Origin of the sequence: Streptomyces sp. NPDC088387 (assembly GCF_044753385.1) — a bacterium.
In the GTDB taxonomy this organism is placed as follows: Bacteria; Actinomycetota; Actinomycetes; order Streptomycetales; family Streptomycetaceae; genus Streptomyces.
In genome coordinates this window covers 93415-107953 of record NZ_JBIVNC010000019.1, presented here as the reverse complement: position 1 = coordinate 107953, position 14539 = coordinate 93415, and the positions used below count along the sequence as shown (strand labels likewise).

The 14539-nt window shown below is 69.3% G+C and carries 12 protein-coding genes, 1 tRNA gene and 1 riboswitch; of the genes, 8 read left to right on the top strand and 5 right to left on the bottom strand.

Going from position 1 to position 14539, the window contains the following annotated elements:
• Window positions 1–127 precede the first annotated feature (127 nt).
• Window positions 128–323, top strand: a riboswitch (cyclic di-AMP (ydaO/yuaA leader).
• 3 nt (window positions 324–326) lie between these two features.
• The 7 genes from ACIQAC_RS36220 to ACIQAC_RS36190 all read left to right on the top strand — a co-directional run bounded on the left by ACIQAC_RS36220 (window position 327) and on the right by ACIQAC_RS36190 (window position 8359).
• On the top strand, window positions 327–1022 hold the full coding sequence (locus tag ACIQAC_RS36220; protein WP_402198951.1) for a transglycosylase family protein: 696 nt from the start codon (window positions 327–329) through the stop codon (window positions 1020–1022).
• A 350-nt stretch (window positions 1023–1372) separates the two neighbouring features.
• The gene (eno, locus tag ACIQAC_RS36215) at window positions 1373–2668 is read left to right on the top strand and encodes a phosphopyruvate hydratase (protein WP_402198950.1); all 1296 of its coding nucleotides are present in this window, start codon (window positions 1373–1375) and stop codon (window positions 2666–2668) included.
• A gap of 122 nt (window positions 2669–2790) precedes the next feature.
• Window positions 2791–3267, top strand: coding sequence for a septum formation initiator family protein (locus ACIQAC_RS36210; RefSeq protein WP_402198949.1), 477 nt, complete (start codon window positions 2791–2793; stop codon window positions 3265–3267).
• Between the two features lie 78 nt (window positions 3268–3345).
• Window positions 3346–3870: a DUF501 domain-containing protein gene (locus ACIQAC_RS36205; RefSeq protein WP_402198947.1), complete on the top strand. Its 525-nt coding sequence runs from the start codon at window positions 3346–3348 to the stop codon at window positions 3868–3870.
• 209 nt (window positions 3871–4079) lie between these two features.
• The gene (locus ACIQAC_RS36200) at window positions 4080–5021 is read left to right on the top strand and encodes an exopolyphosphatase (RefSeq protein ID WP_402198944.1); all 942 of its coding nucleotides are present in this window, start codon (window positions 4080–4082) and stop codon (window positions 5019–5021) included.
• Window positions 5022–5443: 422 nt separating this feature from the next.
• The gene (locus ACIQAC_RS36195; protein WP_402198943.1) at window positions 5444–6826 is read left to right on the top strand and encodes an NAD(P)/FAD-dependent oxidoreductase; all 1383 of its coding nucleotides are present in this window, start codon (window positions 5444–5446) and stop codon (window positions 6824–6826) included.
• 240 nt (window positions 6827–7066) lie between these two features.
• Window positions 7067–8359, top strand: a complete 1293-nt coding sequence (locus tag ACIQAC_RS36190; protein ID WP_402198940.1) for a class I SAM-dependent methyltransferase — start codon at window positions 7067–7069, stop codon at window positions 8357–8359.
• 77 nt (window positions 8360–8436) lie between these two features.
• Here ACIQAC_RS36190 and ACIQAC_RS36185 read toward each other — a convergent pair whose 3' ends face one another.
• Together ACIQAC_RS36185 and ACIQAC_RS36180 are read right to left on the bottom strand one after the other, a co-directional pair.
• Complete coding sequence (locus ACIQAC_RS36185; RefSeq protein WP_402198938.1) at window positions 8437–10965, bottom strand: ABC transporter permease; 2529 nt, start codon at window positions 10963–10965, stop codon at window positions 8437–8439.
• 42 nt (window positions 10966–11007) lie between these two features.
• A complete protein-coding gene (locus ACIQAC_RS36180) occupies window positions 11008–11775 on the bottom strand; it encodes an ABC transporter ATP-binding protein (protein WP_402198935.1) in 768 nt (255 codons plus the stop codon).
• A gap of 408 nt (window positions 11776–12183) precedes the next feature.
• Between ACIQAC_RS36180 and ACIQAC_RS36175 the strand changes: the two genes are divergently transcribed.
• Window positions 12184–12266, top strand: a tRNA-Leu gene (locus ACIQAC_RS36175).
• A gap of 121 nt (window positions 12267–12387) precedes the next feature.
• On the opposite strand, the gene ACIQAC_RS36170 is transcribed toward ACIQAC_RS36175, so the two are convergent.
• The 3 genes from ACIQAC_RS36170 to ACIQAC_RS36160 are packed head-to-tail and all read right to left on the bottom strand — an operon-like array spanning window position 12388 to window position 14154.
• On the bottom strand, window positions 12388–12561 hold the full coding sequence (locus tag ACIQAC_RS36170) for a hypothetical protein (protein ID WP_402198933.1): 174 nt from the start codon (window positions 12559–12561) through the stop codon (window positions 12388–12390).
• A gap of 34 nt (window positions 12562–12595) precedes the next feature.
• A complete protein-coding gene (locus ACIQAC_RS36165; RefSeq protein WP_402198932.1) occupies window positions 12596–13159 on the bottom strand; it encodes a GNAT family N-acetyltransferase in 564 nt (187 codons plus the stop codon).
• Window positions 13159–14154: a hypothetical protein gene (locus ACIQAC_RS36160; RefSeq protein WP_402198931.1), complete on the bottom strand. Its 996-nt coding sequence runs from the start codon at window positions 14152–14154 to the stop codon at window positions 13159–13161. The genes ACIQAC_RS36165 and ACIQAC_RS36160 overlap by 1 nt, the downstream gene beginning before the upstream one ends.
• Window positions 14155–14539 lie beyond the last annotated feature (385 nt).

The following is a 14539-nucleotide window of genomic DNA, read 5'->3' as shown; positions in this document are numbered from 1 at the left end:
GAGTCTCAGAAGCCCTGATCGTCTTTGAAATTCGGCGAATCGCGTGTCTACGGTCAACACCGCTCGCAGCAGTGAGCCCCGACAACCGCCACGCCGAATCCTGCCGGTGGTCGTCCGGGAACAGTCGTCGCGTCAAGCGCCGTAGGCAGGAGCGGGGGACCCACAGGTAAGTGCCGGGCCCGGCGGTCGAGGTGACTCGATGTCGGAACCGGCTTGGGGTGTAGCCGTGCCGTACGGGACGAAAGCCTCGTACGAGACACGGCCGGGCAACTCAACCGGCCCGAACCCGACAGCTCACCTCGCAGGCGTCGGTGAGGGGATCAACCATGCTGTTTTCCGGCAAGGGCAAGCACCGCCGCCCGTCCAAGGCCACCCGTGTCGTCGCGCTCGCCGGTGTCACCGGTGCCGCCGTCGCCGCCCCGCTGATGGCGGCCGGCAGCGCCTCCGCCGCCACCGCGTCCGAGTGGGACGCCGTCGCCCAGTGCGAGTCCGGCGGTGACTGGTCCATCAACACCGGCAACGGTTACTCCGGCGGCGTGCAGTTCTCCCCGTCGACCTGGGCCGCCTACGGCGGTACGAAGTACGCGGCCGCCGCCTACCAGGCCAGCAAGGCCCAGCAGATCGAGATCGCCGAGAAGGTCCTCGCGGGCCAGGGCAAGGGCGCCTGGCCGGTCTGCGGCGTCGGCCTGTCCAACGCCGCCTACAACGGCGGTGGCTCGACCACCCCGAGCCAGCCCTCCACCGAGTCGCAGAGCGGCACGGACCGTTCCTCGGAGGAGCAGAGCGCGTCGCGTTCGCAGGAGCGCCCCGCCGCCCCGAAGAAGGAGACCGTCACGACGCCGACCGGCGCCAAGGTCAAGAAGGGCGACGGCGAGTACAAGGTCGTCAAGGGCGACTCGCTCAGCGCCATCGCCGCCGAGCACGACGTCAAGGGCGGCTGGGCGAAGCTGTTCGACCTGAACAAGGACATCGTCGACGACGCCGACGTCATCTTCCCGGGTCAGCAGCTGCACCTGAAGTGACCCACGGCTCGCGCACAGCCGAGCCCCAGTCCCCCCACAGCCTCTCCCCCCATGCTTGAGGTGCTTCCTCTCAGAGGCTCCCGTGCGGGTCCCCCCGTCCCTCGCGGGTTCCCCGTCCCGGTGCGCGTTCCCCCGTACGCACCGGGACGGGGCTTTTCTATGCCTTCGCACACCACCGTGGCCGGCCGTACGCCACGGCTTGGACACCCGTCTTTGTTTCGTTCGGAAACATTTTACGATCGGTTCTGTCCGCGGGATGGTCGACCGGCTGGCCGAACGCACCAAGCCGGTTAGGCTCGTCTCGCAGAGCCGCTGCGGTCCTGCCCCACCGCGTCACATCCACGAAGGAGATGCTCGTGCCGTCCATCGACGTCGTCGTAGCCCGGGAAATCCTGGACTCCCGAGGCAACCCCACGGTCGAGGTCGAGGTCGGCCTCGACGACGGCAGCACGGGTCGTGCCGCCGTTCCGTCCGGCGCCTCCACGGGTGCCTTCGAAGCCATCGAGCTCCGCGACGGTGACCCCAACCGCTACCAGGGCAAGGGTGTCGAGAAGGCCGTCCTGGCCGTCATCGAGCAGATCGGCCCGGAGCTCGTCGGCTACGACGCCACCGAGCAGCGCCTGATCGACCAGGCGATGTTCGACCTGGACGCCACCGACAACAAGGGCTCGCTCGGCGCCAACGCCATCCTCGGCGTCTCGCTCGCCGTCGCGCACGCCGCCTCCGAGGCCAGCGACCTGCCGCTCTTCCGCTACCTCGGCGGTCCGAACGCGCACCTGCTGCCCGTTCCGATGATGAACATCCTGAACGGCGGCTCGCACGCCGACTCCAACGTGGACATCCAGGAGTTCATGATCGCGCCGATCGGCGCGGAGTCCTTCTCCGAGGCGCTGCGCTGGGGCACCGAGGTCTACCACACCCTCAAGAAGGTGCTGAAGAGCAAGGGCCTGTCCACCGGCCTCGGCGACGAGGGCGGCTTCGCCCCCAACCTCGGCTCCAACCGCGAGGCCCTCGACCTCATCCTCGAAGCGATCAAGGAAGCCGGTTACGTGCCCGGCGAGCAGATCGCCCTCGCGCTCGACGTCGCCGCCTCCGAGTTCTACAAGGACGGCAAGTACCTCTTCGAGGGCAAGGAGCGCTCCGCCGCCGAGATGACGGAGTACTACGAGGAGCTGGTCGCCGCCTACCCGCTCGTCTCCGTCGAGGACCCGCTGTTCGAGGACGACTGGGCCGGCTGGAAGGTCCTCACCGACCGTCTCGGCGACAAGGTCCAGATCGTCGGCGACGACCTGTTCGTGACCAACCCCGAGCGCCTGGCCCGCGGCATCGACGACGGCGCCGCCAACGCGCTGCTCGTCAAGGTCAACCAGATCGGCTCGCTCACCGAGACCCTGGACGCCGTCGAGCTGGCCCAGCGCAACGGCTTCAAGTGCATGATGTCCCACCGCTCCGGCGAGACCGAGGACGTCACCATCGCCGACCTCGCCGTCGCCACCAACTGCGGCCAGATCAAGACCGGCGCCCCGGCCCGCTCCGAGCGCGTCGCCAAGTACAACCAGCTGCTGCGCATCGAGGAGATCCTCGACGACGCGGCGGTGTACGCCGGGCGCAGCGCGTTCCCGCGGTTCCGCTTTGCGGACCAGTAGACACAGCAAGGGCTGAACCACGGCGCCGTAGCCGCGCAGTACGAAGCGTCGTACGTACGTCCCCGTACCCGGTCCCGTACCGTGTGCGGGGACGTACGCGCGTGTGAACGGGAGGCGGGGGCATGGCCCTGAAGGAGCGGGACCGGTTCTCCACGGCCACCAGGCTGCGGATCCTCGGCGAGCAGACCGCCGAGCGCGTCTACCGCTCGCAGACCCGCCGCCAGGCCCGACGCTCCCGGCTGACCGGCCGCGCGGCCCTGCTCGCCCTCGTCGTCTGCTCCCTGGTCGTCGCGCTCGCCTACCCGATAAGGCAGTACGTCGCCCAGCGCGCCGAGATCGCCGACCTGGAGCGCGAGCAGCGCCAGGCCCAGCAGCGCGTCGAGGACCTCCGCGACCTCAAGGCACGCTGGCAGGACGACGCGTACGCCGAGCAGCAGATCCGGCAGCGGCTGCACTACGTGATGCCGGGCGAGACCGGGTACGTCGTGATCGACCCGGACGCGGCCAAGCAGTCCCGTACCGACACCGGGGCGGCCGACCGGCCCTGGTACTCCAATGTCTGGGACGGCGTCGACAAGTCCGACGCCGCCGACCAGTGACCCACCTGTAGAGCCCGTAGAGCGTGTAGAGCCTGTAGAGCGTTCAGGGCCGTGAGAGAGAAGTCGTAGAAAGCAGTCATGGAGACGCCCCCGCCGCCCACCGTGCGCACCGAGCCCACCGACGCCGACGTCGAGGCCTTCCAGCAGCAGCTCGGCCGGCCGCCGCGCGGACTGCGTGCCATCGCGCACCGGTGCCCGTGCGGGCAGCCCGACGTGGTGGAGACCGCGCCCCGGCTGCCCGACGGCACGCCCTTCCCGACGCTGTACTACCTGACGTGTCCGAAGGCCGCGTCGGCGATCGGCACGCTGGAGGCCAACGGCGTGATGAAGGAGATGACGGCCCGGCTGGAGTCGGATCCGGAGCTGGCCTCCGCGTATCGCTCCGCGCACGAGGACTATGTGCGGCGGCGCGACGAGATCGAGGAGCTCACTGGGTTCCCCAGCGCGGGGGGTATGCCGGACCGGGTGAAGTGTCTCCATGTGCTGGTGGCGCACAGTCTGGCCGCGGGGCCCGGGGTGAATCCGCTCGGGGACGAGGCGATCGCGTTGTTGCCGGAGTGGTGGGCCAAGGGCACGTGTGTCTTGCCGACGGCTGAGCAGTGAACCCCGGCTGCCCTTCCCGGGGGCTGCGCCCCCGGACCCCCGCTTCGGCCTGAACGGCCTCGTCCTCAAACGCCGGACGGGCTGGAAGAAGCCGGGATCGGCCTCGTCCTCAAACTGAAGACCGGGGGCGGCGCCCGCCAACAGGCCCCCAACAGACCCCCAACAGGCCCCCAACAGGCCCCCAGAACCCACGATCCGAAGGACCCCCTATGACCCGCGTCGCCGCCATCGACTGCGGTACCAACTCCATCCGGCTGCTCGTCGCCGACGCCGATTCCGCTACCGGTGAACTGGTCGACCTGGACCGGCGGATGACGATCGTGCGGCTCGGGCAGGGGGTGGACCGGACCGGGCGGTTGGCGCCCGAGGCGTTGGAGCGGACGTTCGCGGCGTGCCGGGAGTATGCCGCCGTGGTCAAGGAGCACGGGGCCGAGCGGCTCCGGTTCGTGGCGACCTCGGCGTCGCGGGACGCGGAGAACCGGGACGAGTTCGTGCGCGGGGTGCTGGACATCCTCGGGGTGGAGCCCGAGGTCATCTCCGGTGACCAGGAGGCGGAGTTCTCCTTCACCGGGGCCACCAGGGAGCTGGCCGGCGGGCATGAGATGGAGCGGCCGTTCCTGGTCGTGGACATCGGGGGCGGGTCCACCGAGTTCGTCGTGGGGGAGGACCGCGTACGCGCGGCGCGCTCCGTCGACGTCGGGTGTGTGCGGATGACCGAGCGGCATCTCCTCGTCGACGGTGTGGTCGGCGACCCGCCCTCCGAGGCGCAGATCGCGGCCGTGCGGGCCGACATCGAGGCCGCGCTCGACCTCGCGGAGCGGACCGTGCCGTTGCACGAGGCGCGCACGCTGGTCGGGCTGGCCGGGTCCGTCACGACGGTGTCGGCGATCGCGCAGGAGCTGCCCGCGTACGACTCGGCGGCCATCCACCACTCCCGGGTGTCCCGCGAGAAGGTCCGCGAGATCACCGACTGGCTGGTGCGCTCCACCCACGCCGAGCGGGCGGCCGTGCCGTCGATGCATCCGGGGCGGGTGGACGTCATCGCCGCGGGGGCCCTCGTACTGCTCTCGGTCATGGACCGGATCGGCGCCGCGGAGGTCGTTGTCAGTGAGCACGACATCCTTGACGGGATCGCCTGGTCCGTTGCCTAGTGCCCCCGAAAGTGTCTCGGCTGAGCAGGAAGCTCAGCGGATGAGCGCACTTTTGGGGGGTTCGGGGGGCCCGGCGCGACACCCCGGCCGGAAAGTTCGTGAAGTTCTTCACAAGGAATTCGGCCCTGTCGGGGGATCAAGAGGGCTCGATGGGCCGTTCCGGGGGCTCACCTGGGGTGTAGGGGTGTTCGACCGAGCACGGCGGGAGTGTTTCCGGAGGGTTAAACGGGGGCCTCGTCCACGGATTCCGAAGGGCCGGACGAGCAGCTCACGCGGCATTGACAACGGTCCGCCCGGCATCCGGGTTCCCATTCCGTGCCATGGCCTTGATCACGAGGGCCGCGCAGTGTAGCAGAGGTGGTACCGAAGCTTGTGAAGGGGCGCACGAGCTACCCCCTCGGGGCAGGTGGATACTCGATGGCATGAGCACCACGGAGCGTCCCAGGATCCTCGTAGTAGGCGGTGGGTACGTAGGCCTGTACGCAGCTCGGCGCATCCTCAAGAAGATGCGCTACGGCGAGGCGACCGTCACGGTCGTCGACCCCCGGTCGTACATGACCTACCAGCCCTTCCTCCCCGAAACCGCAGCCGGAAGCATCTCGCCGCGCCACGTCGTCGTGCCGCTGCGGCGGGTGCTGCCGAAGGCCGAAGTCCTCACCGGCCGGGTCACCACCATCGACCAGGACCGCAAGGTCGCGTCGATCGCCCCGCTGGTCGGAGAGGCGTACGAGCTCCCCTTCGACTACCTCGTGATCGCGCTCGGCGCGGTCTCCCGCACCTTCCCGATCCCCGGCCTCGCCGAGCAGGGCATCGGTATGAAGGGCATCGAGGAGGCCATCGGCCTGCGCAACCACGTCCTTGAGCAGCTCGACAAGGCCGACTCCACCACGGACGAGGAGATCCGCCGCAAGGCGCTCACGTTCGTCTTCATCGGCGGTGGCTTCGCGGGCGCGGAGACCATCGGCGAGGTCGAGGACATGGCCCGCGACGCGGCCAAGTACTACACCAGCGTCTCCCGCGAGGACATGCGGTTCGTGCTCGTCGACGCCGCCGACAAGATCCTGCCCGAGGTCGGCCCCAAGCTCGGTCAGTACGGCAAGGAGCACCTGGAGAGCCGCGGTGTGGAGATCTACCTCTCCACCTCCCTCGACTCCTGCGTCGACGGTCATGTCGTGCTGAAGAACGGCCTGGAGGTCGACTCCAACACGATCGTCTGGACGGCCGGCGTCAAGCCGAACCCGGCGCTCACCCGCTTCGGTCTGCCCCTCGGCCCGCGCGGTCACGTCGACGCCGAGCCCACCCTCCAGGTCAAGGGCACCGACTACATCTGGACCGCCGGCGACAACGCCCAGGTGCCGGACGTCGCCGCCCGCAAGGCCGGCGTCGAGAACGCCTGGTGCCCGCCGAACGCCCAGCACGCGCTGCGCCAGGCCAAGGTCCTCGGCGACAACGTGATCTCCGGTATGCGGGGCTTCCCGCAGAAGGACTACAGCCACGCCAACAAGGGCGCCGTCGCCGGCCTCGGCCTGCACAAGGGCGTGGCGATGATCGTCATGGGCAAGGTCAAGATCAAGGTCAAGGGCCGGCTCGCCTGGTACATGCACCGTGGCTACCACGGTCTGGCCATGCCGACCTGGAACCGGAAGATCCGCGTCTTCGCCGACTGGACCCTCGGTATGTTCCTCAAGCGCGAGGTCGTCGCCCTCGGCGCGATGGAGAACCCCCGCGAGGAGTTCTACGAGGCCGCCAAGCCGGCGCCGGTTCCGGTCGGTGCCGCCTCCGAGGAGAAGGCCAAGGCCTCCTGACCTCGGGTCACGTCGTACAGCCCTGAAGGGGCCGCCCGCCATCCGTGGTGCGGGCGGCCCCTTCGGCGTGCCGTACGGGCCCGCCCGTCACGTCCCTTTCGGGGCGGGCCGGACGGCGGCCAAAAGGTGGTTTGTACATCCTTTTTGCTGAGTCGTAACGCGCGTGGGGGACTGCGCGGGCGGCTTGCAGGTGTTTACGTGGTGGAAGACATCCGGGATCACCTGTCACGGAGGTGCGTCATGACCGACGCCGCGTCGCGGCTGAAGGGCTTGCTCGAACAAATGCTGGGAGCGCCGCTCCCCGTACGCATTCGTTCCTGGGACGGTTCGGAGGCCGGGCCGCCGGGGGCGCCGGCCCTCGTCGTGCGTGACCGCCGGGCACTCCGCCGGCTGCTGTGGAAGCCGGGGGAGCTGGGACTCGCCCGCGCCTGGGTCTCCGGGGACCTGGACGTGGACGGCGATCTGTACGAGGCCCTGAAGCTGATGGCCGGGATCGCCTGGGAGCGCGACGAGGACTCGCGCACCCTGGGAGAGGCACTGCGCGACCCGCAGGTGCGCGCCGCGGTGCGCGGCCTGCTGAGGATGGCGGGCCCCATGCTGCCGCCCGCCCCGCCCCCCGAGGAGATCAGGAGACCGCGCCGGCATCTGCACACCAAGCGCACCGACCGGCAGGCCATCAGCCACCACTACGACGTCGGCAACGACTTCTACGAGATCGTCCTCGGCCCGTCCATGGTGTACTCCTGCGCCTACTGGGAGGACGACGGCACCCTGGAGGACGCCCAGCGCGACAAGCTCGAACTCATCTGCCGCAAGCTCGGTCTGAAGCCCGGTCAGCGTCTTCTGGACGTCGGCTGCGGCTGGGGCTCCATGGTCATCCACGCGGCCCGCGAGCACGGTGTGAGCGCCGTCGGCATCACCCTCTCCCAGGAGCAGGCCGCGTACGCCCGCAAGCGGATCGCGGAGGAGGGGCTCACCGACAAGGTGGAGATCCGCGTCCAGGACTACCGGGACGTGTCCGACGGCCCCTTCGACGCCATCTCCTCGATCGGCATGGCCGAGCACGTCGGCGCCGAACGCTATCTGGAGTACTCCGAGCACCTCTACGGCCTGCTGCGGCCCGGCGGGCGGCTCCTGAACCACCAGATCGCGCGCCGGCCCCAGCGGGACGAGTCGGCGTACGAGGTGGACGAGTTCATCGACGCCTACGTCTTCCCCGACGGCGAACTCGCCCCTGTCGGCACCACCGTCATGCAACTGGAGCGGGCCGGGTTCGAGGTGCGCGACGTCGAGTCCATCCGCGAGCACTACGCGCGCACCCTGCGCCGCTGGGTGGGCAACCTGGAGGCCGGCTGGGACCAGGCGGTACGGCTCACCAGTCCCGGCCGGGCCCGTGTCTGGCGGCTGTACATGGCCGCCTCGGCGCTGGCCTTCGAGCGCAACCGGATCGGCGTCAACCAGGTTCTGGCGGTGAAGACCCCGCGCTCCGGTGCCTCCGGGCTGCCGCTGCGGGCCCGCACGTGGAACGTCTGACGGCCTGAAAGACACGTGGGGCCTCGTCACCTTCCCCCGAAGGTGACGAGGCCCCACTCGTGGTGGACCTTCGCCGGCTACTCCGACTTGATCGCCGTCAGCATGTTCAGACGGGCCGCGCGGCGGGCCGGCCACAGGGCCGCGAGGACACCCACGACGGCCGCCAGGAGCAGGAAGACGCCCATCCGGCCCCAGGGCAGGACCAGTTCGTACGTCGACATCCGCGCGGCCAGCAGTTCACCGGCCGCCCAGCCGAAGAACACACCCAGGCCGATGCCGAGCACACCGCCGAACAGGGCGATCACCAGGGACTCCAGCCGGACCATCCGCTTGATGCCCTTGCGGTCGAGGCCGATCGCGCGGAGCATCCCGATCTCCTGCGAGCGTTCGAAGACCGACATCGCCAGGGTGTTGATGACACCGAGCACGGCCACGATCACCGCCATGGCCAGCAGGCCGTACAGCATGTTCAGCATCAGCGTGAACATCTGCGCGATCTCGTTGGAGATGTCCTTCTTGTCCTGAACCTTGATGCCCGGGTTGGTGCCGAGCGCCTTCTCCAGGCTCTCCTTGGTCGCCTCCGACGGGCCGTCGGCGGTCTTCACCATGACCTGCATGTCGGTCGGGTCGTCCAGGTGCGGGGTGAGGGTCGCGGTGTCGAGCATGATCCCCTGGATCAGCTCGTTGCCCTCGTACACCCCCGCGACGGTCAGCTCCTGCTTCTCGCCGTCCTCGTAGTGCACGGTGAACTTCGAGCCGGCCCGCCAGTCGTGCGCCTCCGCGCCGTTGCTGTCCACCACGACGTCGGTGCCGCCGACCTTGAAGGTGCCGTTGTCCATCTTGAGGTCGGTGAGCTTGCCGATGGTGGCGCCGTTGACACCGGTCAGGTACTCGGTCTCGCCGTTGATGCGTGAGGGGGCGTTGCGCAGCGGGCTGGTCTCGGTGACGCCCGCCGTCCTGCTCAGCCTGCTGTCCACGTCGGGCGAGAGCGTGTTGCCGTTGGCCATCGAGACCACGTAGTCGGCGCGGATCGCGGAACTGGCCATCTCGTTGATGGCCTTCTGGAGGCTGCCCGCCATCACCGTCATACCGGTGATCAGGGTCAGGCCGATCATCAGCGCGGACGCGGTGGCCGCGGTGCGGCGCGGGTTGCGCACCGAGTTCTGCCGGGCCAGCTTGCCCGCCACCCCGAAGATCCGCATGACCGGCGTGGCCGCCGCGATCAGCGGCCGGGACAGCAGCGGGGTCAGGATGAACACACCGATGATCAGCAGTACGGCACCCATGCCCATCGGGGCCTGGCCGTCCGAGCCCTCCATCGAGGTCGCCGCGAGGACGACCGCGACTCCGGCGGCGGAGAACAGGGCGCCGATCGTGTTCCGCAGCACCAGCGACTTCACCGTGGCCTGGGCGTGCACGCTGCTCATCGCGGCGACCGGCGGGATCTTCGCGGCCCGGCGGCCCGGCAGCCACGCCGCCAGCATGGTGATGACGACGCCGACGCCGAGGGCGGTGGCGATCGTGCCGGGCGAGATCACCAGGGGGCCGGCCGGGATGGTCACGTCGAGTGTGCCCATCAGGGAGCGCAGTCCGGCGCCGATGCCGATGCCCGCGAGCAGACCGGCCACACCGGCGACCGCGCCCACCACGAAGGCCTCGATGAGCACCGACCGGGTGACCTGGCGGCGGGAGGCGCCGACCGCGCGCAGCAGTGCCAGTTCCTTGGTGCGCTGGGCGACCAGCATGGTGAAGGTGTTGGCGATGATGAACGTGCCGACGAAGAGCGCGATACCGGCGAACACCAGCAGGCCCTGCTTCAGACCGCTCATCGAGGACGAGATCTGCTCGGCGAGGTCGTCGGAGAGCGTCTGGCCGGTCGTGGTCCGCACGTCGTCCTTCGGCAGCGCCTGGTCCAGCTGCGCCTTGAGCGCGGTCTGGGTGACACCCGGCTTGGCCTTGACGTCGATCTCGTCGAACGTGCCCGCCTTGCCGAACAGCGACTGCGCGGTTTTCGTGTCGAACAGGGTGAGGCTGCCGCCGGCCGCGACGTTGCCGTCGTCGGTGGTGAAGATGCCGGCGACCTTCGGCGTGAGGACCGGGCCGTCGACGGACATCCGTACGGTGTCGCCGACCTTGTACCCGGCGCGCTCGGCGGTCGCCGAGTCGATCGCGACCTCGCCCGTGCCGCTCGGGGCGGAACCGCTGGTCAGCGGGTAGCGCGGGTCGTCGGAGCCCCAGTAGTTGCCGCCCTGGGTCTGGAAGCCGCCGCCGACGAGCTTGCCGTCCTTGTCGGCGAGGGCGGTGAAGCCGGTGACGACACCGATGGCGGAGGCGGCGCCGGGCACCTTCTCCGTTTCGTCGAGGAGCGCCTGGGTCAGCTCGGGGACCTTGCCGATGGTGTTGCCCTTGTCCTCGCCGCGCTCGGCGGTCACGGCGACGTCGACCTGGTCGAAGCCCTTGGCGGAGCTGTTCTGGAGGGCGTTGGAGATCGTGTTGGTGAAGACCAGGGTCCCCGACACGAACGCCACGCCGAGCATCACGGCGAGGACGGTCATGAGGAGCCGGGCCTTGTGCGCGGTCACATTGCGCAAGGCTGTGCGAAACATGGCGAGTCTCAGTCCAGTGGTTGCGTGGGTGGGGGGACGGCGTCAGCTGGTGCGGCCCTTGGCGTCGAACTGCTTCATCCGGTCGAGCACCGAGTCCGCCGTCGGTCCGTGGACCTCGTCCACGATCCGGCCGTCGGCCAGGAAGATCACCCGGTCCGCGTAGGCCGCGGCCACCGGGTCGTGGGTCACCATGACCACCGTCTGGCCCAGCTCGCGCACCGAGTTGCGCAGGAAGCCCAGCACCTCGGCGCCGGAGCGGGAGTCGAGGTTTCCGGTCGGCTCGTCGCCGAAGATGATGTCGGGGCGGGAGGCCAAGGCGCGGGCCACCGCGACGCGCTGCTGCTGGCCGCCGGAGAGCTCGGTGGGCCGGTGCCGGAGCCGGTCGGAGAGGCCGACCATCTGGATCACGGTGTCCAGCCACTGCTTGTCCGGCTTACGTCCGGCGATGTCCATCGGCAGCGTGATGTTCTCCAGGGCGGTCAGCGTCGGCAGCAGGTTGAAGGCCTGGAAGATGAAACCGATCTTGTCCCGGCGCAACTTGGTCAGCTGCTTGTCCTTCAGGGAGCCCAGCTCGACGTCGCCGATCCGCACGGAGCCGGACGAGAAGGAGTCGAGGCCGGCCACGCAGTGCATCAGCGTGGACTTGCCGGACCCGGAGGGACCCATGATCGCGGTGAGCTCCGACTGCCGGAAGTCGACGGAGACCCGGTCCAGGGCGACCACCTGGGTCTCGCCCTGTCCGTAGATCTTCGACAGATCCGTGGCGCGCGCAGCCACTGTCATGGTCCGGGCGAGAGGTGTCGTGGTCACGGGAGAGTGCTCCTGTCGGGACGGCTTCGAGGACGTGATCCATCGTCTCGACCGTGGGGCCCCGTGTAGTCAGCCGCTGTTCCCGTTCCATGGGGCGACTTCGGAGGGACCACGGGCCGCCGAGTCATACCTGGGGATGACGGTCGACCCTGAGCCGCGTACGACCCGGGAACGGCTCGGGAACGGGTGGAGGACGAGGGGAACGCATCCGCTCGGACGGTGAAATTCCGTCATTCCGCGTGCGCCCTCCGTAATCACACGACACGCTGGTGGCAAGTGCGGACGGCGTGTTCCACGGGCTGATGATCCCTCAGACATCAATAAAATAAGACAACATCGGTCCGCCCGTCCGCTGTTCGGGGGATGTATCCCGATAGGCTCGGAGCCTTGATGCGGAGCCCACAGCCTGCCCGGATGGTGGAATGCAGACACGGCGAGCTTAAACCTCGCTGCCCCTCGCGGGCGTACCGGTTCAAGTCCGGTTCCGGGCACCTCCCACTCCCACGGCGTCACGTCAGCGGCACAGGCTGACGGGCGCCGCGTTTGGTTTTGTGGGGGCGGGGCGGCGGGGCGGGGACTCCACAGCGTGGCCGCACCGGGCCGCGATCGCGTTCACGCGGCGGTTTCGACGTCGTCCCGGGTGGCTTCTGCCCGCTCGACGAGGAGCTGCTCGTACGCGACGGTGCGCCTACGTGTGGCGGGCTGGCTCATGAGACGGCGGATGGGCGCGTTGACCTGCTCCGCTCGCGGGCGCGGAATGCCGTGAAGCGGGTGATACCGGGACATAGGGGAAATTGTACGGCCCGGCACTGACAGTGGCCTACCCCGCCCGACCTGCCAGCTCGCGGACCATGCAGTCGTACAGCGGAGCGTCCTCCCACGGATGAGAGACACCCACCTTCCGGTAGCCCCACGCGGCGTATGCGCACTGCGCAGGGGCCGCGTCCTCCTCCGGGCGCATCGTCAGCGTGACCCGCTCGGCGTCGACGCCTTCCAGGAGACGGGCGTGCAGTTCGGCCGCGATGCCGCACCGTCGCCAGGGCTTGCGGACGGCGAGCTCGATGATGACGAAGGTCCGCTGACCGTCCTCCCAGGTGAACTCGTCGGGGAGTCGCACGTCCTGAAGGTTCTGCCACCAGCGCGTGTCAGGCGCCAGGAAGTAGCCGTACGTGAAGCCGACGACCTCTTCCCCCTCGCGAGCCAGGACCAGCCGCATCCCGGGCCGCTGCGCCTGTACTCGGTAGTGGTCGATGAACTCGGCTACGTCCGACGGGCCTTCGCGGTACGGGGGCTCCTGGTAGACCTCCTCATACGCGTGGAGGAACGCGTCGAGCCGGCCGGCTGCCTCGGCCGCGTCGTGGCGGCCGTAGGTCACCTCGGACATCAGGCGGCTCCGCTCAGCTCGGTGTACTCGGTCAGGCGGTCAGCGGCTTCGCGGGCGCCGGCCGCGTCCACGCCCCGAAGGTGAGTCGTGACCTCCTTCAGGCGCCGCACGACGCGGCCGGACTCGACCTCTTCCAGGTGCCCGAGGCTCTCGACAGCCTCGTGTGAGGCCTCGTCGACCTCACCGGCCTGAACGAGACTGCGCGACAGCGTGAGCCGGTACAGCGCCCGATTGCGGCCGTAGGTGCGGTCCTGATGGGCGAGCGCTGCGCGCAGGAAAGTCACCGCGGCGTGGTGATGCCCCGTCTCGGTGTAGAGCAGCCCCTGCGCGTAGTCGAGTTCGGCGTGCCCGTGGAAGGCTGCCCAGTCCGGCGAGGGGCGACCGCGGTCACCGCGCTCGACGAGCCGCATCGACTCGGTCAGCTGCCGCTTGGCGCCGGTCCCGTCGCCGAGGAGCGACATGGCGCGTGCCTTGCGGGAGGCGATCAGCGACAGCAGCACGGGCGAGCCGTACCGGACGGCACGGGCCTGCGCGGCGTGGGCCAGGTTCAGGCCGTCACGCGGCCGGCCTTCGTGACTGGCCTGCATGCTCAGCGCGGCGAGCACCATGATGGCGAGATTGTCGTCACCGAGGACGGTCGCCGTGGTGAGCGCCTCCCCCCAGAAGCGGCGCGCGGCGGTCTGGTTGTCGGCGTCGTAGAACAGCCAGGCGCAGTGCTCCGCGGTCTCGCCCGACAGGAGCTGAAGCTGACGGCCGATGGTGTCCGGGTACGTGTTCGTGTTGATGATCCGCGCGATGCGCTTCAGGTGCCTGCGCGCGAGGGAGCGGACGTCGTCGCCGCCATAGGCGTCGTCGAGCTGGTACAGGGACCGTAGCCCCTCGCGGAGTTCGATGACGTGGGCGGTGCCGACGGCTCCCTTCGGGCCGGGCGGCGTTCCCCTGTCCGCCGGGCCATGCAGACCGGCAGCAGCGGTGACACCAACGGTGTCCTTCATGAACGCCCGACGTTTCACGCTCTCGGGGCCTTCCTGTGTGAGGAGCGGTGCACTCCCCACGGTGACACCCGGCGGGCGGTTCCGGAAACCCAGCTCAATGGGATCGAACCCAAAAATTGCGTGCAGCACACGCCATGCGCGTGCCCGGGGTGTTGGGGGAGGGGTCTCCCGTCTCCACCGGCGGGCCTGCCGATCAGTCACGTTGATCGGCTCGCCGAGGAGTTGGGCGGTTTCCTCGAATGCCCGCAAAAAGTTCGCCAGTTGCCCTAACCCGGCAGCGACGCATGCGTGCCCGAAGGGCGTCAGCTCAGCCACTTCGTACCTCCGGAGATCCGGTCGAGTACCGACCGTAGCGGCTTCTCCAATGTTGAAAGTCCGGTCCCCT

Bases quoted from the DNA above. Each gene is read 5' to 3' on its own strand.
- ACIQAC_RS36160 (WP_402198931.1), bottom strand. From the start codon at position 14,154: ATGAAGGACACCGTTGGTGTCACCGCTGCTGCCGGTCTGCATGGCCCG.
- ACIQAC_RS36190 (WP_402198940.1), top strand. From the start codon at position 7,067: ATGACCGACGCCGCGTCGCGGCTGAAGGGCTTGCTCGAACAAATGCTG.
- ACIQAC_RS36200 (WP_402198944.1), top strand. From the start codon at position 4,080: ATGACCCGCGTCGCCGCCATCGACTGCGGTACCAACTCCATCCGGCTG.
- ACIQAC_RS36195 (WP_402198943.1), top strand. From the start codon at position 5,444: ATGAGCACCACGGAGCGTCCCAGGATCCTCGTAGTAGGCGGTGGGTAC.
- ACIQAC_RS36170 (WP_402198933.1), bottom strand. From the start codon at position 12,561: ATGTCCCGGTATCACCCGCTTCACGGCATTCCGCGCCCGCGAGCGGAG.
- ACIQAC_RS36205 (WP_402198947.1), top strand. From the start codon at position 3,346: ATGGAGACGCCCCCGCCGCCCACCGTGCGCACCGAGCCCACCGACGCC.
- ACIQAC_RS36185 (WP_402198938.1), bottom strand. From the start codon at position 10,965: ATGTTTCGCACAGCCTTGCGCAATGTGACCGCGCACAAGGCCCGGCTC.
- ACIQAC_RS36165 (WP_402198932.1), bottom strand. From the start codon at position 13,159: ATGTCCGAGGTGACCTACGGCCGCCACGACGCGGCCGAGGCAGCCGGC.
- ACIQAC_RS36210 (WP_402198949.1), top strand. From the start codon at position 2,791: ATGGCCCTGAAGGAGCGGGACCGGTTCTCCACGGCCACCAGGCTGCGG.
- eno (WP_402198950.1), top strand. From the start codon at position 1,373: ATGCTCGTGCCGTCCATCGACGTCGTCGTAGCCCGGGAAATCCTGGAC.
- ACIQAC_RS36220 (WP_402198951.1), top strand. From the start codon at position 327: ATGCTGTTTTCCGGCAAGGGCAAGCACCGCCGCCCGTCCAAGGCCACC.